The sequence below is a fragment of the Phaeodactylibacter sp. genome, from assembly GCF_040219495.1.
In the GTDB taxonomy this organism is placed as follows: domain Bacteria; phylum Bacteroidota; class Bacteroidia; order Chitinophagales; family Saprospiraceae; genus Phaeodactylibacter.
This window is the reverse complement of sequence record NZ_JAVJSK010000109.1, coordinates 1-22199: the sequence shown is the minus strand read 5'-3', so window position 1 is coordinate 22199 and position 22199 is coordinate 1. Positions and strand designations below refer to the sequence as shown.

The 22199-nt window shown below is 48.8% G+C and carries 13 protein-coding genes; 4 read left to right on the top strand and 9 right to left on the bottom strand.

The annotated features are described in order from the left end of the window. Nucleotides 1–19 precede the first annotated feature (19 nt). Nucleotides 20–583: a dTDP-4-dehydrorhamnose 3,5-epimerase family protein gene (locus tag RIC19_RS17285; protein ID WP_350179601.1), complete on the top strand. Its 564-nt coding sequence runs from the start codon at nt 20–22 to the stop codon at nt 581–583. Here the strand turns inward: RIC19_RS17285 and RIC19_RS17280 are convergent. From RIC19_RS17280 to RIC19_RS17250, 7 genes are all read right to left on the bottom strand, one after another. After that, on the bottom strand, nt 570–1412 hold the full coding sequence (locus tag RIC19_RS17280; protein ID WP_350179600.1) for a glycosyltransferase family 2 protein: 843 nt from the start codon (nt 1410–1412) through the stop codon (nt 570–572). The two genes, RIC19_RS17285 and RIC19_RS17280, sit on opposite strands and share 14 nt — an antisense overlap. Further along, nucleotides 1403–2869, bottom strand: a complete 1467-nt coding sequence (locus RIC19_RS17275) for an MFS transporter (RefSeq protein ID WP_350179599.1) — start codon at nt 2867–2869, stop codon at nt 1403–1405. The genes RIC19_RS17280 and RIC19_RS17275 overlap by 10 nt, the downstream gene beginning before the upstream one ends. Nucleotides 2870–2971: 102 nt before the next feature. Beyond that, complete coding sequence (gene ybeY, locus RIC19_RS17270; RefSeq protein WP_350179598.1) at nt 2972–3433, bottom strand: rRNA maturation RNase YbeY; 462 nt, start codon at nt 3431–3433, stop codon at nt 2972–2974. Next, the gene (locus RIC19_RS17265; RefSeq protein WP_350179597.1) at nt 3433–3819 is read right to left on the bottom strand and encodes an ATP-binding protein; all 387 of its coding nucleotides are present in this window, start codon (nt 3817–3819) and stop codon (nt 3433–3435) included. Before RIC19_RS17265 ends, ybeY begins: the two co-directional genes overlap by 1 nt. Before the next feature lie 130 nt (nt 3820–3949). Continuing rightward, nucleotides 3950–7318 (bottom strand): DUF4175 domain-containing protein, encoded by a 3369-nt coding sequence (locus RIC19_RS17260; protein ID WP_350179596.1) that lies wholly within the window; start codon nt 7316–7318, stop codon nt 3950–3952. A 567-nt stretch (nt 7319–7885) separates the two neighbouring features. Then, entirely contained in the window at nt 7886–10495 is a 2610-nt protein-coding gene (locus RIC19_RS17255) for a M1 family metallopeptidase (protein WP_350179595.1), read from the bottom strand. 407 nt (nt 10496–10902) lie between these two features. Further along, nucleotides 10903–11679 carry an alpha/beta fold hydrolase gene (locus tag RIC19_RS17250; RefSeq protein ID WP_350179594.1) on the bottom strand — a complete coding sequence of 259 codons (777 nt, stop codon included), beginning with the start codon at nt 11677–11679 and terminating at the stop codon, nt 10903–10905. Nucleotides 11680–12236: 557 nt separating this feature from the next. On the opposite strand from RIC19_RS17250, the gene RIC19_RS17245 reads away from it, so the two are divergent. Further along, nucleotides 12237–13007, top strand: a complete 771-nt coding sequence (locus RIC19_RS17245) for an OmpA family protein (RefSeq protein ID WP_350179593.1) — start codon at nt 12237–12239, stop codon at nt 13005–13007. Between the two features lie 239 nt (nt 13008–13246). Here RIC19_RS17245 and RIC19_RS17240 read toward each other — a convergent pair whose 3' ends face one another. Both RIC19_RS17240 and RIC19_RS17235 read right to left on the bottom strand, forming a co-directional pair. Beyond that, complete coding sequence (locus RIC19_RS17240) at nt 13247–14107, bottom strand: DUF4249 domain-containing protein (RefSeq protein ID WP_350179592.1); 861 nt, start codon at nt 14105–14107, stop codon at nt 13247–13249. A gap of 333 nt (nt 14108–14440) precedes the next feature. Next, a complete protein-coding gene (locus RIC19_RS17235; RefSeq protein WP_350179591.1) occupies nt 14441–16789 on the bottom strand; it encodes a TonB-dependent receptor in 2349 nt (782 codons plus the stop codon). A gap of 992 nt (nt 16790–17781) precedes the next feature. On the opposite strand from RIC19_RS17235, the gene RIC19_RS17230 reads away from it, so the two are divergent. Both RIC19_RS17230 and RIC19_RS17225 read left to right on the top strand, forming a co-directional pair. Next, a complete protein-coding gene (locus RIC19_RS17230) occupies nt 17782–18450 on the top strand; it encodes a response regulator (RefSeq protein ID WP_350179590.1) in 669 nt (222 codons plus the stop codon). A 525-nt stretch (nt 18451–18975) separates the two neighbouring features. After that, nucleotides 18976–22071, top strand: coding sequence for a hypothetical protein (locus tag RIC19_RS17225; protein WP_350179589.1), 3096 nt, complete (start codon nt 18976–18978; stop codon nt 22069–22071). Nucleotides 22072–22199 lie beyond the last annotated feature (128 nt).

Below are 22199 nucleotides of genomic sequence, written 5' to 3'. Positions count from 1 at the left end.
AGATACTAAAGTCAATCTCATGAACGTAACCAGAAAGAAACCAGGGCTCATCTCCGGCGTACGGATTAAGGGTGTTTCCCTGCAATTACTAAAGCCCCACCGGGATTCCCGGGGGACATTCACCGAGGTCTTTCAGAAACATTGGGGCACCTGTCTTCAGGATCCGGTACAATGGAGTATCGTGCATTCAGAGGCGGGCGTATTCCGGGGGATGCATCTGCATAATCGGCACGACGAATATTTCTCGCTCATCTCTGGCCGGTGCCTGGTCGGTTTAAAAGATGTACGCGAAGATTCCCAAACTTACGAGCAAAGTGCTCTATATCAACTCGATACAACTGAGCCTTGTGCAATTATTTTCCCAAAAGGTTTACTTCACGGCTGGTATTTTACGGAGCCATCCATCCACCTGCAGGCGGTCTCTGAAGCTTATAACGATTATGGAGCTGATGATAACTGGGGCTGCCGATGGGATGACCCCGAACTAGGTATTGACTGGGGCGTTTCTGAAGTGAATCTTTCAGACCGGGCTGCCCATTTTCCTGGCTATGAGGAACTGAAGCGTCAACTCAAAACCATTTAAACCTGCGCGCTGACTGTTTTTTTTTCATCTCCTCCAATTCAGATTGAAGTGACTTGATCTGCCCGATCAGATGCTCTTTCTCTTTTCGGCGGCTGCCAGCCCAATTAAGTAGGGCTTTCTCCCTTATGGCGTCGAAGGGCTGCCGCGTCAATTCCAATCCCCAAAGTAGTTCTTCCTTTCGGGCCTCTATGGAAAACGCTTTCGGGCGTTTGAAATACAGGATGGTCGGAAAGCTGCTGTTAAAAGGTTGACAGTGGTCATGGGCATAGAATTGCTGCCACATGTAACTATCGGTCGCATATTCTTCAGGCGTGGTGCGCCAGCCAAAAGGCAACTGATGGTAAAAATCAAGACGGTGCCCCACGCAGGACAGCTTATTATTCCCACCCGGCCGCCGTTCGGAAGGTTGTTGGGGGAAACTATGCGCTAACGTCCGGTCTTCTTTCACCCAAAGACAGGAATGAGACACAATATTGTAAACTTGTAACTGCTCGTAAGTCCGCTCCAGATGGAAGGGCAGCATCAGGTCCCGGTCACAGAGGTAACTTACCACTTCACCTTTAGCCTCCTGAAGAGCGGCGTGGCGGTTGGGTTCTCCGCGGCGCTCGTGTTTGGGGTGGTCAAAAAACCGGATCCGCTTATCTTTTGCCAACAGGCCATGAATAACCTTTCTGGTAGGCTCGTCCACACCATCTCCCATAATGAAGAGCTCAAAATCCTGAAGCGTCTGCTGGAGAATACTTTGCACCGATAATGGCAAAATAAGGCCACGCCCGGCAGTGGTTGGTAATACTACGGTGGCTTTGACTGTTCTTTGTTCTATGGACATGCGATCGTATTCAATTGATGAATGCACTGAATCACGGCCAGCCCCTCTTCGTAATTGCTCAAAGGGGGCTCCCCTTCACCAGAAATGTAACTGCAAAATACCTCAAGTTCCGCGTAAAGCGGTGGCAGCGGGTTAAACTTCCGGATTTCCTTTTTCATTTCCCTGGCCTCAGCGTGTTCATCTCCGCGGTAGATTTCCAAGTGGTCTGCTTTTTCGTCCTTCAGGATTGCCACACCGTATTGGCAGTGTAGCCGGACTTCGCGGCTTTTTCGTTCGTACCGGTTGGAAACTTCAATGATCGCCCAGGGGGCTTTGCCCAAAACGGCGTACATCCCCCTGACCATATCCGGATGCTGTTCTACCACTGCAAACTCAGGCTCCGGAAGGTAGCCAAAAATGGCGATCAAAATGGATAAATCATGGGGCATCAGATTCCAAACACTGTCAACATCACGGCGCGGGCTCGTCCAGTTGGCACGAGTGGACCGCAGTCCAAGCACCGGGCCAAGTTCCTGGCTTTGAGCAATCTGCCCTAATACCTGAATGCCCCGGTGGTATTTCCATATATGCATGACAAAGACCTCGTCATGGACTAAGGGGCTAAGTGCTTTTGCTTCTTCCAAAGAGGCCACCACTGGTTTTTCCACAAAAACCGGAATGTGCCAGGGCAAGACTTGCTTCAGTATGCTGTAATGAGTTGTGGTGGGAGAAACAATGACCAACCCATCTAAGCTGCGGAGTGAGAATATATCGGTACTAAAAGCCACTGCTCCCATTTCAAACGCGAGCTGACGACGGTTCGGGCTCGTGTCGCAGACATGCAGCTCTGCCCCTATTTTTACCAGGTCCCGGGCGATCTTTTCACCCCATATTCCAAGCCCGATCAGGCCGATTTTTAGCTTTGCTCTCATGCTCTGTTGTATTAAGCCACACAAGTTACCCATTCCTACCCGCTTAACCGCCGCCAACCATTCACAATAGCAAGTGTGACAACGGCTGCCAGGTGCTTCGCCAATAGGGTGCCCCAGGGTTGCTGTCCCAATGGCTTTACCCCGGTTGGCTTCAAAATAACGCGCCATAGCAGAAATGGCCGTATGGCTCATCAACCCCTGCCCGAACAGCCGTAGCCCATAAAAAGCAATGCCTACCACAATGATGTGACGGGCAGAAGACAACAGCAACAGGCCGGCTATCAGTCCGAGCAAGACCATGAGGGTATACCTACGTATGGGCATACGGTCAAACCGACCTCCCAGCCAGGGCAAAGTGAAAGCGCTGGATAGCGTCGCCACAGCGTACAGGCTTCCAAAAACCGTATTGCTAATCCCGAGCAGTGATTCAATGGCGGGAACAGAAAGGGAGAGCAGAAAAGTCTGCCCAAAACTGGAGAAAAAAGTAAGTATTAGCCCGAAAGCTAAAAGTGGCAGGCTTCCGCGGAGCATTTGGGTATGGCTCATGTATGGCTAGCTTCTCGATGATGGTAATCCCCGCAAAGGTACAATCATTCAGTACCCTGACCAGCACTATAGCAACTTTATAGGAATTTCAGCATGCTGCGATTATAAATCAAGCAGAGTAAGGGCTTCATCTTCCTTAGCCCGCATTTGCCGGGCTTCAGCCTCTGTCTTATCCGGATAACCACAAAGATGAAGCAGGCCGTGGATGATCACGCGATGTAGCTCTTGCTCAAAGGGGACTTTTAAGGTGTCTGCATTTTCGCGCACTCGCTCCACACTTATAAAAATATCGGAGTGAATTAGTGGTGGTTCAGCGTAAGGAAAGGTAATGATGTCCGTGTAGGTATCATGGTCCAAATACTCCAGATTGATCTGATGCAGATATTGGTCGGAGCAAAAAATATAGGTGAGCTGTTGAAGTTGACAATCTTCCCGTTTGATAATGTTTTCGATCCAGCTATGTAGCTTTTGGGGATAGGCAGGCAAAAAACGGGCATCTTCATCGTGAAAGGAAATGCCAGCTTCCAGTTCCGCTTCCGTATCAAAAGGCCAGTCTATAGTCATTAGAGGTTGAAACGCATTTCGACAGTGGACCCGTTATTGTGGAAGTTGATGCCGTCGGAGAGCTGTTGCATGAGGAACACGCCACGCCCCCCCACTTGAAGCAGGTGTTCCGGAGAGGTGGGATCAGGTACGGACTGATGATCGAAGCCTTCCCCTTCATCGGTCACACGGACTGCCAGGCAATTTTCATTGCGTTTGAGCTGTATTTTCACGGTCTTGGACTCGTCATTACTATTGCCATGAATGATAGCATTATTGACGGCTTCGGTGAGCGTGATTAGAATATTGCCGTAAATATCCGGGGCTATTTGGTATTGCTCGACCGCACGCTCTACGAAAGACTCGACCAAGGCAATATTCCTGGTATCAGAAGAAAGTTTCAGCATAATAGGCTCCAAACTCATTGTTACTTCCTGTAATGTAGGTCAAATTTCAGTAAAAAGCAAGTGTACGCTCAAAAGCGGGTGAACAAAAAATGACCTCAGACTTGGATATTCTTAGTCTGAGGCCAAGGCATTAATCTGCTTTCAATGTGTTGAAGTACTCTTCAACGATAAACTTATAATAAGGCTTCAGCGAAGGGTTGACCGTTTTGTACAAATCAATCTCCGCTTCCCGTTTTTTGATGTATTCTTCGAGTGAAGGTGGGATTTCACGTTCCTGCTGACTAGCTCGTTCTGCTTTGCGCTGCTCTTCGTACTCGCGCTCGCGCTCTGCTTTTTCGTGCTCCAACAGCCGTGAGAGGATATCCTGCTGCCGCTTCATCGCCTCATTAGACAGACGCTTATTGACCAGTTCTTCCTCTATTTTATCCATTTGGTCCATGATCTCCCCCAGCTCTTTGCTGCCTTTACCCTGTTCCTTCAGCTTTTGCTGTTTTTCTTTCAGGGCTTTGCGCAATGCAGCCTGCCGGGCTGCCATTTGGGCAAACTCCTTAGCACCAGGGCCACCCTTGCCTTTGCCTTTTTCCATCTGCTCTTTCATCTGTTTCATCATCTGATTGAGCGATTGCTGCCCCTGACTGATTTTGTCTTTGGGTTTGCCCCCCGGTCCGCTTCCGCCCGGTTTATCGCACATCTGATTGCCAGCCATCTGCCCGGCCATCTGCTGCTGCATCTGATTCATCACTTCGCTCAGCATGAGTGCCAGGTCATTCAGGTTTTTCATGCTGCGCTGCTGATGATTGCCCGCCTGCGGTTTGTGGCGTTCTTCGAGCTCTTCCAGGCTTTCCTTCAGGTTGCTCTTGATAGCGGTGACCTTTTCCGTCACAAAGGACTCGATTTGGAAAACGCGCTTGCTCAGCGCCTGCAGGCTGTCTTCCACCAGCCGGAAATCATCCTTGAGCTTGAACTGTTCCTGCACGAGCTCCACATAACGCGGCGTGTTAATTTCAGCCACCTCAAATTGGTCGATGAGGTCTTCCTGTTCAAAGGATAACCCTACGATGTTCTCCAGCAACTGACGGAGGGCATCCATATCTTCCTCCATTTGTTCCATTTGCTGCGACTGCATTTCCATCTGCATGCCGTTAGCCATGTCTTTCATTTTTTCAGAAGCCTTCTTCTGAGACTCGGAAGCTTTTTTATTTTGCTTCTGCTCCAGCTGCTCCTGACCTTCCTGCATATCCTGCTTGATATCCTCCATCTCCTGCTCCCGGTCTTCCAGGCTTTGAGGAGACTCCATTTCTTCGTTTTTCTTTTGGATATCTTCCATTTTTTCCTCGAGCTTCTCGAACTCTTTGTTCAGTTCTTCCTGTTTCTGCTCCAGTTCTTCCTGCTTGGCTTCCTGTTCTTCAGCAGACTGCTCAGCGGATTCTTCTTCAGCTTGCTCCGTTTCTTCGCTGAGCTTTTCCTGCTCTTCAGCAAGCTTGTTGAGTTCGTCGATGGTTTCATTCATCTCTTGTTCCAGCTCCATCTGCTTGAACAATTCGAGCATACGGTCGAGCTCCATCTCCATCTCTTCGTCTGACATTTCCATGTCTTCCATCATCTCCAGGGCTTCATCCTTGTTGAGCTCCTGCATCAGCTCCTCGATCTGCTTCATGAGCTCCTTCATTTCGTCGCTCATGACATCCTCCATCATCTCCTGGATTTTTTCCTGCTTTTCCAGGATTTTTTCATCCTGCTCACTGTATTCTTCCTGGTTTTTCCGGTTTTCCTCGAAGGCTTTTTTGGCTTCCTCGATTTGCTTTTCCAGGTCTTTCTGACGCTCCAGCAGTTTCTCCAGTTCTTTACGCTGCTGCCAGTCCATATCTTGTTCCTGCAGGAGTTTTTCCCGCATTTTGCGCATTTCGTCCTGGATTTTTTTCGATTCTTCCAGCGCCTTTTTGAGCTCGTCTTTGATCTTATTGTCGTTCTGCTCCGCCATTTCCTTGTACTCATCAACCGTTGGCGTAGCGTATACCATGAGGTTGGTACGGGCGGTTTTGCTGCCGTTCACTCCATCGTTGTCGGCCACCTCGAAGTAGTAGGTTACCTCATCACCGGGCTTGAGGCCCAGTGTGTTCAGGTCAAAAACATGGTCGTATTGAATTTGCTTGCCGGCAGGCTTCTCCAGCACCACCTGCTGCAGTTCACCAGGCTCGCCTTTGGCACGCTTGATGCGGTAGTTGAAGGTCAAGCTGCGTAGCCCGTAGTCATCAGAGGCATCGCCCACAAAAAACAGGACTTTCTGCTGCGTGCTGTCGACAAACTTCTTAGCAAAAATACTAGGGTGGAGATCGGGGACAACAGAGATGGTGTAAGAAATGGAATCTGCATCGGGCAGATTTTTATTTGAAACGTACAGCTTGTAGCCCTGATCTTTCATTACCTGCTTCTGATAAGTGAAGAGGTCGTCAGAAAAGCGCTTGGCCTCCACCCGGTCTACGGTGCCTGTAAACTTCAGGTCGATATTGTCCGTATGCTCTGCATTGAACACCCAGTCGATGTTGGTGCCCGCAGGGACAACCAGGTCGCCAATGCTCGATAATTTTTCACGCTTGCGCTGTATGTAGGCCGGAAAGTCCAGTTCAACATCAAAGCCGATTACATTCGGTTTGCGGAGCACCCCCAGTTCGTAGGGCTTGGATTCCACCCCGCTGGAGAACAATTGAAATTTGGTATTCTTCTGTACGTTGCTAAACCGGTAAGTAAACTCGTTGGGGGAGGATTTTGCAAGCCGGTACTGTACATTGTCTACATTGATAAAAACCTCGTTGGGCAACTGATCGCCCTCTATTTTCACCGTCAGCGGGTAGTCTTCAAACTGAACCACAGAAGGCGCCTCCTCTTCCAGCACGAACCGGAAAGGTGCTGGTTTTTCAAACTCCTGGTTGTTTTTGATCAGGCGCGTGGTACTGTCCGTAATGAGGTTGGCATTGACAAAAAGGATGATAAGCAACAGGGCCAGTGGTGGCAAAGCATAACGGAGGTACTTACGGTTTTTGCGCAAATCGATGGCTTTTTTGAACGCCACCGGCTTGATCTCCTCCGATTTCTGGTTGACGCTGGCCATGATGAGCTCGCGGTTCGCGCCCGACGCTGCCTGTGAACGAAGCTGCAGAATATTGAGCAGCTTATCCTGTACATTTCCAAAATGCTGCCCGATGATCTGAGCAGCCTGCTCGTGGGAAATGACCTGCCCCAACCTGAAGTAGTGGGCCAATGGCAATGCCACCCAGTAGCCGACAGCCAGCGCACTTGTCCCGATGAAGGAGAAGAACATCAGCTTGCGTACCCCGGAACTGAAGTAGTAGTAATATTCCAGAACACTGATGGCCAGGAATAGGAAAAGAATCAGCCCCACACTGTAAAGTGCTCCCCTGATTAATTGATTGATATAGTACTTGCGAATGAACTGGTCCAGCTTCTCGATGAGCAGCTTGTAATTGTCTTGCGTTGCCATGTTGCTTTTTTCCTCAAAAATCTAAATCGTGAACAGACCCTGTAACAGAGTTTATGAATGTAGGTTTTGTGTAGGTCATGGATCAAGCTTTTTTGTCAGATCAAAAAGCGCCCGGAACCTTGACTTCAGAAAGGGGACCCTTTAATTCCCTTTCTTCGTGAAGCTACTAAGGTGAGGGCCTGCCTGCCTGTGTCTCGTCGCCTGTGGGCTCTGGCCACCGGAGACCGAAGTATCGACACGCAGGTGTGATGCAGAGCTGGCAGAAAAGATGACTCAGGGGCATACAAAATTTACATTCATGAACTCTAATAACGAGCTTAGTGCCTCAAAAGATTGACAGATGTCTTGGTTTAACAGACTTTTACCCGTCAAAAAGGTTGCTTTCAAGCTAAAATGCCGTTTCCGGTCTTAAGGGGTGATGATGTGTGTACATTCCGCAACCTGAAATTTGTGAATTCCGGATTGGTAGACTAAGAAGTGAATGATAAGGGCTATGGTTGACCATAGCCCTTATTAGACGTGGGTAAAATAAGCCACTTTTGTGGAAAAGTCAAGGGGGGAAACGTATTAAGGCTTCACATCCGACAACATCTGATTGTAGAATGAAAGCAATTGGGGGTTGGTCTCGCTGGCTTTGATTTTTTTGAGCATCTCCGTTAGTGTTTTGGCGAAGGTAAGCTCCTCATCGTCTTCAGCCTGCTCAAAAGTTTTGCGCATTTCATTCAGGCCCCGCGTTGCGCCAAATTTAATCCAGGCTGAAGCCCCCGTTCCTGTAGCAATAGCGCTCAGGTCCTCAGCGACCCCCTTCGCAGTCTCCAGATCGCTGTTGATCGCCAATTCCTTGTAAGCATCCACAAAGTACACAGCCGAGAAGCCGTCCACTTTAGTTAGGTTCTTCTTGAAGAAAGGCAGGTATTGAGTTTCGCCAGTGGTGGCGTAGAGCTCTCCAACTGCCAACAGGATGTCATCGGAGGAATTATCTTCCAGCGCGGCAGCAACCTCCAGCGCGGCATCGGGGTCTATCACAGTCAGGTATTGCAATGCAGCACCAATTACGCTGAATGCGGAATCCTGTTGAATGGCTTTTTGAGCGAGCGCCAGAGCGCCTTCCTCTCCCAGCTCCCCGAGCATCGTAAAGGCCATAGCACGGACTTCAGAGTGTGGGTCCTCACTTGCCATTCCTGATAGCAGCTCGCTGGCATCCGCTGCTGACTCTGGTGTAAGGTTTTGCAGGGCTGCAGTACGGATGGCCCAGAATGGGTCCTTCAGGGCTGCGGTCATCACTTGCTGTCCGGCAGGGCTGCCTTCACCACGTAGTTCAAGCACGGCCTCGTACCGATCCAGAAAATGCGGCGCATGCTCGTACTGGAACAAATACTGCTCGGAGGTCTTATTGTCCTCTACTTCTGCCAGCAATACGCGATCTGCATCAAACTGCATCAAAGCCGGCGCTTCTTCGAGCTCAAAGGTAAAGGTCTGTACCCGCTCGCTGACCATAACCTCATGCCTTACTTTTTCACCATTCGCTTTATAAATATCAATAGCGGCCGGCAACTGGAAGATGGCAGGCATGATTTCAGGGTTTTGAACCTGCTCCACCATAACGTTAGCTTGCCCTGTGGCTTCATTGAAGTCATAGGTGACATTCAGCTCCGGGTGCCCCTGCTCGAAGTACCATTGATTGAAAAACCAGTTGAGGTCTTCGCCGGTCACTTCTTCGAAGGCCAGGCGGAGATTGTGGGCCTCGACAGCGGTGTAGGCATTGTCTGTCAGATAAAGGTTGAGTGCAGCAAAGAAGGCTTCATCCCCTACGTAATTGCGTAACATGTGCAGCACAGCCCCGCCTTTGTTGTAGCTGTGCGCGTCAAACATATCCTCCTTGTCTTCAAATCCAAAATGAATGAGTGGATGCAGGTTGCCCTGTGCCGAGCTCAGGTAGCCCGACCATTCTCCCAGCAAGTGATGATCGGCATAGTCGCGGCCGTACTTGTGCTCAAACCAAAGGTATTCGCTGTAATTGGCAAACCCTTCGTTCATCGTCAGGTTGGCCCAGCTTTCGGTGGTGACCAAATCACCAAACCAGTGGTGGAAAAGCTCGTGCGCGACGATACGGTCATTGCCATCATCGATCAGCTCCCGCTTGCTGCGCTGTACAAAGTCGCCAAAGATGACAGCAGTGGTGTTTTCCATAGCGCCCGAGACATAATCACGGACTACCACCTGAGCGTACTTTTGCCACGGGTACTTGACGCCAAGTTTTTCTGAGAAAAACGAGAGCATCTCTTTGGTGTGGGCAAAGATGGCTTTAGCATCTTCCTTATACTCCGGTTCCACATAATACGTCACCGGTTTCCCTTCCCAGGTTTCCTCCACGACTGCAAATTCACCGATGGCCAACATGAAGAGATAGGGAGCGTGCGGCTGATCCATCACCCAGTGCCATGTTTTTTGCCCGCCTTTGAGCTGCACACTTTCCAGTATACCGTTGGAAAGGACTTCGTAGCGTTCGTCTACGGTCACGAACATCTCTTGCGTAGTCCGCTCATTAGGCTTATCAATGGTGGGGAACCATCGGGAGTTATGCTCGGTCTCCCCTTGCGTCCAGATTTGAGTCGGTTTGTCCGGATCTTCGTCTCTTGGGTCAATAAAGAACAACCCTTTATCGGAGGTAATGGCAGCGCTGCCCCCCGAAGCCGCGGGCGTAGCGACATAGTCAATAAGCAGGGTGTACTCCTCTCCTTTTTTATACGTTCGGCCCAGGTCGATTACGACTTGCTGCCCGTCGTATTCGTAATCCAGGTCTGTGGTAGCCCCTTTCAGGCGTATGCTTTCCAATTCGAAGCCTTTGGCATCCAATGTGACTTCACCGGAGGGGTAGAAATAGGGAGACAAAGTAAGTGCAGCCTGACCGAGCACTTGTTCTTTTTCCCAATTGAAGCGCAAATCAAGCACGGTGTGGATGAGATCGTGGGTGCGGGTATGACTCGCCCGGTAGACGGGGAGTGTATAGTTTTCAGGCTCCGGATCACGGGGCGCAGATACGAACATGGTGTCCAGTTGACGGAATTCGGTTTCAATCACAGGTTCTTCGCCGGACTGCACCGCTTTTTGCTGGCTCCCACAGCTGCCCAGCAGCAATAATGCGACACCAAGTATAAAGGATCGGGTAATGGACATGAAGATTATAAGTTTTTTGCAGTAAAAATTTTGATCTGCAAATGCAGAAACGTTAAAGTCTGCCAAGTCAGGATTGGTGAATCCTGACTTGGCAGACTTTAGCACAGTACAAAGATAAGGTAATCAGGTGTTGTACAGGAGTGATGCTATACCCTAACGCAAAATATTGGCAATATAGTCTCCCTCTTAATAGGCTCAATTACTTCAGGGACAATCCTCTAAGACTATGTTTGGAGCAAACGATAGTTGATAATCAAAAGGTTGTAGTTATGGAAAAATGCGCGTTTGGCGGAGCCTGCCCCGCAGCATTCGGGGTCAAATAAGTATTTTCCATGACGTCCCGCACCCTTGCGGGGTTCACAACACTTTGGTTATCAGCAGAAGTGCTCCTCCAAACATGCTCTAAGCTAAGCATTCTCTTTAGCAGCAACTTCCTCCAGGAAGTCTTGTAAGTGCTTATTAAAAATTTCAGGGTATTCCATCATTGGCGCGTGGCCGCATTCATCTACAAAAACCAGCCGGGAGTTTTCAATAAGCTCCTCAAACTTCTCCCCCACAAACGCTGGCGTGATGTTGTCTTGTTTGCCCCAAACCAATAAAGTGGGCGCTTCAATTTGGTGCAATTTGTCGCCCAGGTTATGCCGTACAGCTGATTTGGCCGTCGCAATCACCCGAATCGCCTTATTGCGGTCATTCACGATATCAAAAACCTCATCTACCAGCTCTTTGGTCGCCACTTCCGGCCGGTAAAAAGTCGCTTCTGTTTTGGTCTTGATAAAGTCATAATCGCCCCGCTTTGGGAAACTCGTGCCCATAGCGCTTTCAAATAAACCGGAACTACCGGTGAGGATAATGGAGCTGATCTTTTCCGGCTGCGCTAACGCATAAAGCAGCGAAATATGCCCGCCCAGAGAATTCCCCAGCACGTTCACCTTTTCATACTCTTTGTAGTTAACGAAATCCACTACATAATCCACCAGGCCCGTTACTGATACTTTCCGGATTGGAAGTTCAAAAATTGGCAGCATGGGCACAATAACATTGTGCGTTTTTTGAAAATGTTCAATGATACCCTCAAAGTTACTGAGTGCGCCAAAAAGCCCGTGTAGCAATAAGAGGTTGGGCCCGTTTCCTGAGGTCTCAATGTACTTGAATTTCCCTTCTTCCTTAATCCGGTGTTCCATTTAATTATTTCTGATTGAATAGTAATATAGGCACAAAAATAGGTAATTACTGAAAAATACTCCTTTTTTGAATTCCCGGATATCTCATTACTGACCATATATCTACATCCTCCCTAACAATGGAATAAGCCTGATGTGCCGGAGGAGTGCAGTGGAATAAGCGGCTGTTTTCAACTATCCCTCCTCTAAAAACTTTTGGGGCTGAAAAGTTTAGCCAATGAAAAAGGGTATCGCTGCAAACAACTACCCCCATCCCAAAGGGCAAAAGTAACGCTGCAGCGACGTGGGAACCAACACTTTTGTACAGGCAACCTCTAATCATCCTCAAAAGAAAAACAAACAATTGGATCGGACTTACGTTCTTAAGAAGTGCGTCTTACGGGCTTGCAAAGGACAATAACACGACCCCATTCCATAATAAATCATCTCTTGGGGGCAATCAAATCATAGTATTTGTAAAATATTACAAGCTTTTTTTACCTTTGAGCCACGTGATACGTCCATTGAGCGGGCAAAACGTAATAACCAATATAATTCACTAATCAAACCAAACGAACATGCGTCTGATAGTAAAATTACTGATTTTCACGCTAGCAATCGGTTCGCTGCAGTCTTGCGTTTCTAAGAAGAAATACGATGAACTGGCAGCGGCTAAAGAAGCTACTGATCAAGCACTGGCGGAAACTCAGGCTAAAGTGAAAACCCTCGAAGAGGAAAAAGCAGCACTTCAGGAAGAGTTTGAAGCTACAAAAGCAGAAATGGAAGGCAAAATGTCTGACATGGAAGGCAAAATGACCAAAATGGAAGGTCAGATGGCTCAGGTTCAGGAAAAACTGAACATGACTGAGAAAGAACTCAGTGCCATCAAGGCAGAAATCGATGGCATCTTCGGTGCTTACACGGAGTCTGGCCTGAAAATGGAAGAGCGCGACGGCAACTTGTACGTCGTGACCTCAGAGCCAATCAGCTACCGTAGCGGTTCTACCGCTTTGAGCAGCGCTGAGCGTGAAGCTCTTGAAAAGCTGGCGATGACTATGAAGGAAAATCCAAAGCTGAAAATGATGGTTGTTGGCCACACTGATGACCAGCAGATGATTGAAGGTGCTTCTTATCGCGACAACTGGGACCTGAGCGTTGCTCGTGCCAGCCGTGTAGTACGCTACCTCATCAGCAAAGGTGCCAGCCCTGATCAGCTGACTATTGCTGGTAAAGGCGAGACTATGCCTGTAGGCGACAACAAATCCGATGAAGGTCGTTCTAAAAACCGCCGTACAGTTGTACAGCCTAACCCAAACATGGGTGGTCTGATGAAAGCTGCTGGTAACTAATCACCACTTTCTTTTTATCAGATTTGACTAAGCAATGAAGCCGGTAGTGTCCTGAAGACGCTACCGGCTTTGTTGTTTTTGCCCTACCCGTTTCCTCTGAAAAACCTGATGATTAAGCTCTTGCCCGTTCAGCAAGCCGAAATTTACAGTCCCTGATCTGTGGAACTACAGCAACGTTAGTTAGAGAACTTGTTGGGGCTTTACACTTCGGGCTGCTCTTGCCAGAATTCGTCCTGCTCTTAATTTCTAGTCACAATATCATTACGCCGGAAACTCACCAGGCCGGTAAAGATGCCTAGCGCATTCGCCGTGCCGCGCAGGTTGGAAATGACCGGGCTGGGCTGCCCAAAAGGATTGCCATTCGCAGCCGAAGCGCCCCCTACACTTTCCAGGTAAGTGGCATAGTCCTCTGAAATATGGAATAGTGTGGTGAGCAACGTATCTCCAACAGCGAAGTCGAAGCCTGTCCCAAAGACAACCACACTATCTTCCACGAGCCGGTCATCGGTCACAAAATCCTGTTCGGGCAGGCTATCCAGAGAGTTGAGATGAAGCATGCGCCGGTAGTAATTGTCAGTCGTCGGGTCATCGGTGATGTAGGTCAGGGCTCTGGCCAGGGTGTCATCAGGCTGGCCTGTCTCCGGAAACTCAATGACCACACTGTCAATCTCCACCTGTGGCAGCAACCGGGTTTCAGCTTCTATCGTTTCCCCATTGGGCAGCGTAATATTCAGCACAAAGGGCAGATCGCTCTCCGTGGGCACCAAATCATTCATCCCCGCAGCGTAATTGTAAATCTTCTGCGTAGTAGGGTCAAACAACAACGTGCTCTCCAAGACATAGTCCACTCCGTTGTGAGTGATAGTCACCTCTGCGCTGTCCAGCAAGAGGTCTTCCAGCAAGTTGTCAAGGGAAGGGAGCGTCGCGAAGTAGCCTGCGCTGCGCGTCAGTAGCAACCGGTACCTTTCACCGGGCTCAATATAGGCCTCCAAAACAGGCCGTATTTCATAATCAGGCAAATCAATCTCGACTTCCTGCTCCAAATCGCAGGCGCTAAGTGCCAGTAAACCGAGTAACAACTTCAAATACAGATTTTTCATGGCTATAAATTAATGCTTTGACAAACGCCGTGATCCACACAACTAAGCTTTGGAGAAAGAGGATTGCGCTTTGTATGGCTTGTCACTCCCTTCATCAAATGTGTGATAGAAAGTATAGCTCTTCCGCCGCTCTTTTTTTCATCAAACGGGCCAAAAGAGGTTATTAAGAGCGTATTGGGACTTTAGTAATCGCCCTGCTTATACCTGGTTCCGAAAATCCTTCCCGCAAACTGCGGGACAGGCTATTTAACTAAGGCTAAACTCTGGTTTTCGTGCCTCGTCTAACCAAGAAAATGCTAGTTCCCGACTAGAAGACTAAAACCCCAACACGCTCTAAAATTTAAAGTTCCAGGTCAGCGAAGGTAAAATAGGGAACAGCGATACCTGCTTTGCCGCGATGCGGGTCGGTATTTCTATGCCTGATGTATTGTTGTCCTCCACTTCAAACTCCGGCTCAAAGAAGATAAAGAAGGCATTCCGGCGATCGTAGGCATTGATAACACTCAGAGTCAGGTCACTTTCGCCCCATTTGGGGAAGAATTTGCAGACCAGCCCCAGGTCAAGCCGGTGGTAAGCGGGCAGGCGGTAGTTGTTGCGCTCCCGGTAATCGGGCACCACCGCTTCAAACCCTGCACCTTGTACATCCTGAAAAGTAAACCGCCCCGGCGGCAGCCAGGCCAGGTCGCCTGAGCCATAAACAAAAGTAGCCGAGGCGGTGAAGCGCCGGCTGATTTCGTACAGCGCCACCACAGAAATATCGTGCCGGCGGTCGTAAATAGGGTTGAAAGGCCCGAAACCCTCCGACTCCTGCGCAAAACGGCCGTTAGGGTCCAGAGTCTCAAAGTTTTGCAGGCGGGTCAGTGCCAGGGTGTAGCCAATCCAGCCTGTCAGTTTACCCTCTTTTTTCTCAATGCTGAACTCCATTCCGTAGGCTCGCCCCTCTCCTACCGCAAATTCGTCCTCCAGCTCGTCATTGACAAAGATTTGCGCCCCGTCTACAAACTGCAGCTGATTGTCGAGCCATTTGTGGTACACCTCAAAATTCAAAAAGTACTTGCTGCCCAACAGGTAAGATACACCAGCGGCCACCTGATCAGAACGCTGCGGCCGCACACGCTGTGTAGAAGGGTACCAGATATCGGTAGGCAGGGCCACACCAGCATTCGCAATCAGGTGCAGGTATTGGTACATGCGCGCGTAGCTCGTCTTAGCCACCAGGCGGTCTGATAATTTGTACCGGGCAGCGACCCGGGGCTCCAGCCCAACGTAGGTCTTACCATCGTTGTTAAACCCGGATAACCGCAGCCCTGCGTTCACGCTTAGGGCATCCGAAAGCTCCATTTCATCCGAAAAATAAGCCCCGAGCTCTATGCCCTCAAATTCCTGCCCCGCAGAGAAATTGACCACCCCATCATCACTGCCTGCCTGCAGCCGGCCCACGGTAAAGGTATGATGGGTAGCCATAGCCCCAAACCGGATGGTATGCCGGTTGTTGGCGGCGTAGAAGAAATCGGTCTTAAGGCTGGCATCAGTAATATTGGAGCCGAGCCCAAAGGAGAAGCCCGTAATACGGTTATTGATATTGTACTGATAGTCAGAATAAGTAAAAGAGGTATTGGCAAACAACTTAGGGTTGAAAACGTGGTTCCAGCGGGCTGTCCCCGTAGCGTTGCCCCAGTCAAAGTTAAAGTTGAAAAAGTCGCTGTCAAACCCGAACACATCCCGACCAAAATACCCACTCAGGAAAAGGCGGTCCTTATCGCTTAGCTGAAAATTCACCTTCGCGTTCAGGTCATAAAAGTAATAATCCGGGATAGGAGAAAAGTCTTCATTATTTTCATTGGCCTGGTTGACCTGCCGGGTCAGCAAATCCACATAGGTACGCCGGCCGGAGACAATGAAGCTCGATTTATCTTTTTGGATGGGCCCTTCGAGCGTAAGCCGGGAAGCAATAAGCCCCAGTCCGCCCGAGCCGGCAAACTTCTGATTATTGCCGTCCTTCAGCTTCACATCAATTACAGAAGACAGGCGGCCTCCGTACTCTGCCGGGAACCCGCCTTTGTATATTTTCAGGTCTTTGACTGCATCGGTATTGAAAGTGCTGAAAAAGCCAAAGAGGTGGCTGGCGTTGTACACCACGGCTTCATCCAGTACAATGAGATTTTGGTCTTGCGCTCCGCCCCGCACAAACAACCCGGTGCGCCCCTCGCTACCAGAGGGTATACCGGGCTTCAGCTGTACCGTTTTGAGAATATCGCTCTCACCCAGCAGTACCGGCACCAGTTTCGCCTCCCGTGTGGAAATCGCCTCGACGCTCATTTCCGTAGAGTTGATCTGCTCCTGAAACGAATTGGCTTTGACCACCACTTCGCCCAGTTGTACCCCGGTAGTAAGGTTGATATTAAGAGTAGTATCCCGTTGAGGCAGGAACGTAAAGATGTGAGACTGAAACCCTACATAACTGAACACCACTTTCAGGCTATCACCTGTGGGTACAGTAAGAGAATAAAAGCCATATGCGTTGGAAGAAGTACCAAGCCCCAGCTCGGGTACCGCTACGGTTGCGCCGATGAGGTCCTCCCCGTTCTCACCATCCTTGATGGATCCGCTTATTGTGATATCCTGAGCCTGGGCTCCAATAGTCAGTAACAGCCCGCAAAGGAAGAGTAGCAATCGTGTCATGAAAAACAATTGTGAAGTTGAGGATGCAAATTTAAAAGAGCGCCAGCCTTTTGCTTGATTTTTTCAACCAAAGCCCACTAAAAAACGACCATTGGCTCGTTTTGCTCAAATAGTGCTGTTTACCGTTTTAAAATGATGAGCTCTTTTTTGGTCAAATCCAAGGTTAAAGCGTAGTACTGCCGGATCACTGGAATCGCTATCAGCCCTGGCAAAGCAACGCTTACCGGAGCTTACCCGGTGAAACCAGGACGCACTAATACGACTAGTCCGAGATAATACCGCGTGTTTCACCCTTTGAAATAATGGGGTTGCTGAATGATTAGAGCGTGTTGGGACTTTAGTAATCGGCCTGCAAACTACACTTTTTTGGTTATACTTCGTCCCGAAAATCCTCATTTAGCTCAGGCTAAACTCCGGTTTTCGCGCCTCGTCTAACCAAAAAATTGTTAGTTTTCGACTAAAAGACGAAAGTCCCAACACGCTCTAAGACTTTATTTGGAGCTTGCTCCTATTGGAAGCCAAGGACTTATGAACCCCGAAGAAATGCGGGGCAGGCTTTGGCGTCACCTTCTTTGGCCCGCCAAACGCGCAAAAAAATGTTTAACCAGAACCACAACTCCTTGATTTTCAAAACGAATCCGCTTCAAACATGCACTAAGGCACGGGGCATAACTTGGAAAAGCTCAGATTTTTTTTTAATTTTAGTAAAATTCTACCTACTAGGTGCATTAAATGCGCCCATACGAAGCCCCCCTTCCGAGTTTTTTTGATAAACAAAGTACAGACCTGCAGCATTAGTGCGACTAGTCCGAATTATTTGGGCGTATTTCACGCTTGGAACCCTTCGTTTTCCCGAGCTTCGACGCCTAATTCTTTCCGGAGGACTCCACTAGCCCAATCTGTAAGGAGCGGGTGGCGCTGTAGAATTATCCCATGAACATTGAGCTTGATTACCGGAGGACCGGCGTTTTCAGGCTCCCAAAAAACATGCTATGATGAAAGTCAAAGCACTCATAGCCGATGACCATCCCATATTTGTTGAAGGGTTGAAGTGTATCCTGAGGCAACCGGGGTATAGCTTTCTGGAGCTAATAGATACGGCAACCAATGGTTTGGAGGCTTACCACAAAGTGAAAAGATTAAACCCAGAGCTGTTGCTAATTGATATGAATATGCCGGAAATGGATGGACCTGAGGTTATTAAGCGGCTAAGAAAAGAAGGGCTGCCAGTACAGGTTCTGGTTTTAAGCATGTATGATCAGCCGCGTTTAATCCGCAAGGCATTCAAAGCGGGTGCTGACGCCTACGTGCTAAAAGATAAAGCGCCCGAAGAGCTTAAGGAAGCGGTGGAAGCATTACAGAATCAGGAAACTTATTTTGGAAAAGGAGTACACCTTAATGAGTCCGGGCGCCATAAACGGTTCCAAACAGGGAAGACCTACGATCGGTCCGATCAATTTGTCAGTCAGCACCTACTAACGAAGCGGGAGCTGGAAATTTTAAATCTGATTGTGGAGGCGCATAGCAACAAAGAAATCGGCAAGCGGCTTTTCATCAGTGACCAAACGGTGGGTGTACACCGTAAGAACATTATGCGGAAATTAGGGGTGACAAATACCGCCGGCCTCATCAAAGCCGCTCACTATCATGCTTTGATCTAAGATTTACCGTGTTTAGGGTATAAAAAGTCACAAGTAAAATTCTATATTTGTAGTTGAAGAATTTGCATTTGATCGAGCAAGTGACCATTTTTCTTAGTAAATTGAAACTTCTTTGTAAAAAGAGAGTTCATTTTTGGTTGATTGTCTAATGTGATTTTTACATTTGCAGAGGAATCAAAGTTGTCCCATGAATAAAAAGTCTTTTATAAGGATTATTAAATCCTTCTTTCCTGTTTTATGCCCAGACGTAAACAAAGTTACATTTTTGCGATATCCCCGGTGTTTAGCAGTGTGCTAAACAAAGCTTATTCCTCGTAAGAGGCTTAAGCTATACTTGTTTTCAGAGAAACTTACGTGGGCTTTGTGCCCGCGACTCTTATATAAGAAAGACGACCCCGTTAAAAAAAAACACGACCTAAGCATTTTATGATACCTGAAACGTGTAGCAATATGCGCGAGGGTTTCGAGATAATTTTTAACGACCTTTTTTTAAACCTAATTTTTTTTCAAACAAATCGTGATCTTATGGAAAAAACGAAATTTACATTCGTTTCTCCATCTCAGCTACTGAGCACACTGGCGTTCGCGCTGTTGACTTTCCTGGGCCTTCCACAGGCTTTTGCACAGGACTGTCCAGCACCCGAGGACGTAACGGTGAGCTATAACTGTGATGGAGTAGTTGTACTGGACTGGGACATTACTGATCCCAACGGACTGGTACAAACTTACACTGTTGACATCGAGAACGGCAATCAGCCGGTTGTCGATTTTGTCAATATGACTTCCACTCAACTGACCATCGTGGCCGGTACACTGACAGCAGGGACGACTTACAATTACGCGATTACAGCGAATTGTGCGGCGTCCAATGTGTCTTCTGCTATTGGTCAAATCGAAGGCGCGGACATTCAAGACCGTCAGCCAACGATCGTGATCAGCAACGTTAACAACCCTTACTGCCCGGGCGATGAGTTCAGCGGCAGTTTTGACGTTACGGTCAACGATGATTGTGGAGCGACCTACGATATCAATGTAGGCGGAACGACTTTCTTCGACGTCTCTGCAGGTAATACCGTCACTTTTGATGACCTGAGTGCAGATGAGAACGGTACCACTTACACGGTGAACCTTTCATTGGCTTCAGCAGGCGGCTGCCAGTTTAACACAGACCAGACGGGCTGTGTTTCTTCTGTTACGGCATCGCAGACGCTATTCCCTACTGATGATGTAGCTCCAACTCTTGACGTTACCGCATCCGGTGGCGTAGTGGTGGGCACAGGCGCAAGCTTCACTTACAGCCCGCCAGAAGGCGAGTGCGGTGTACAGCTGGTTTGGTCTGTATTCCCATTTGATGATTGCAGCAGCCCGTCAGAGATCGACTTCAATGCAACTATTGAAAACGATAACCCTGCGGTTGACCCAACTGCAAGCTTCACTCAGGGTGTAATTGATGCAGCTTATGTCCTCGATATTTTCGCGGCTACAGGCACAAATACCCTGACGATCAGCGCAACGGATGAGAATGGCAACAACACCACAATCTCTTATACGATTGAGGTAATAGACAGCCGCGCTCCTGAAATCTATGGCCCTGGCGACATTAGCGTTGAGATTCCTGCTTGTCAGGACGGCGGCGTTCCGGTTAACTGGACCGTTTCTGCAGTGGATGACTGTGACCTTGATGTAGATCTGGTCCTTGATGCTGCAAACACAGATCCTGCTATTACCGGTAGCGGTGGCGTACTTGGTGTTGGCTCTTATGATGTGGCTTACACTGCTACTGACGACTACGGCAATTCTTCTAATTACGGCTTCACCATAGACATCACTCAGGCAGCTAGCCCTGCTCCTATCGTTGACATTTCTGGCAACGGTCAGTTCTCAGTACCTTCTTGTGCTGATGACATACTTGTTACCTTCTCAGGTAATATCTACGATTGTGACCTTAATCCTGGCGATCTCGCTACTGGCGATATTGAAATTAGCGTAACAGGTCTGACTGCGGGTGCTGATGCAACCCTTGTCCCTGTTTATGTAGATAGTGAGGAAGACTTCGCTTATTTCGAGTTTGCAGGACCAATGACAGCTGGTGATTACGTCGTTGTGGTTTCTTACCGTGGCGTTTCTGTTGACCATTCGGTTTCTGTTGTAGAAGATCCAAATCAGCCAGCTGAAATCACCATGCCTGGTAACCTGTCTTTCCTCGCGCCTGTTTGCTCTGCTGGTGCAGACCTCAGCTTCCAGGTACAGATTACTGACGATTGTGACTTTGACCTTTCCGGTGCTACGTTCACCCTGAACGGCGCAGGCGCTCCACCTTTTGATGCAGGCGCTTCTGATCCGCAAATGGGTCTTTACGTATGGAACCTGGCGGGCATCCCAGCTGGTTCTTATACACTGGTTGCAACTTATATCGATAATGACGGTGCATCTTCCGAAGGCACGGCTACCTTTACGGTAACGGACCAGCCTGACAACTCTGCCCCGATTATTGTATACCCATCACAAAATATCAACGTTGCACTTGACCCATGCGGTGACCCAGTGCACATGCTGACGTTTAACGTATCGGCTATTGATAACTGCGATGGTGATATTACTCCAGACGTTTCTGTTAGTGGCGCTGCTACATTGGTTGCTGGTGCTGGCAATACATATGTACTTGCTGCGCCTGCCAACATGGGGCCATACACCGTAACGATCGAAGCGGAAGATGCAGCTGGTAACAGCCGCACGGAGACCTTCACTGTTAGCGTTACTCAGGAGGCTGCTCCTGTAGCAAATCTGGCATGTAATGACAATATTAATGTTACGCTTGATGACAACTGCTCTCGCGTAATTACTGCAGATATGGTGCTCGAAGGCAACTTCGGATGTGCCACTGAGGATGATTTCGTAATTAACATCGTCAACGATGATGACCCATCTAACGGTAATATCCTTGACGGTCATGGTCAGTTCATCTATGAGATCACCACTGGACAGGCTTCGTTCAACGGGTTCGTTGGAGCATACGCCCCAGCTAACTGGAATATCGTATACTTCGATCCAGCAGAACCTGATGATGTTGAATTCACAGCAGACGCACTGACAATTACGGCTTCCGCCAATGCAGGTTTCGATGACGACGGTGCAGTAGTTTCTATAGCTGCCCCTACCTCAGGGACTATATCTTTTGACTATGCATTCCAGCAGGAAGCTTTGATCATTGATGACATTATTATTATCGATATAAACGGTAATATTCTGTTGAACATTGATTTTGATAACGATCAGGTGAATACAGGTTCTGGCTCTATCAGCGAGGATATCCCTGCTGGCGCTCAGATCATTTTCTCTGTAGAAGGTGACGGTTTCGCGACTTCTGGTAATGACTCGTTCCTGGAAATTACCAATTTCTCCTTTACTTCTGGTGCTGACCTCGGCGCAGGCTTCGAGCCATGCTGGGGCTTTATCACCGGTGAAGACAAGACGGCACCAGTTATCGAGTGCCCAGACGACACGGATGTGGCGACGGTCACTGCCTCAGTGCAGCAGTTCAGCGGTGAGCTGACAACGGCAGACCCACAGATCAACTGCTGCACTGAGGCAGTGACCGTCGCCACATCTTCGGCCCTGTGACTACGCCACTGGCGAGCCCACAGTACTACGACCTGATCGAGGTCCAGGTGAGCGAAGAGGATGTATATACGATTTACCTGACAGCCCCAGCGGGCTGGAACGGCGGAGCAGCGACAGCAGTATTCCAG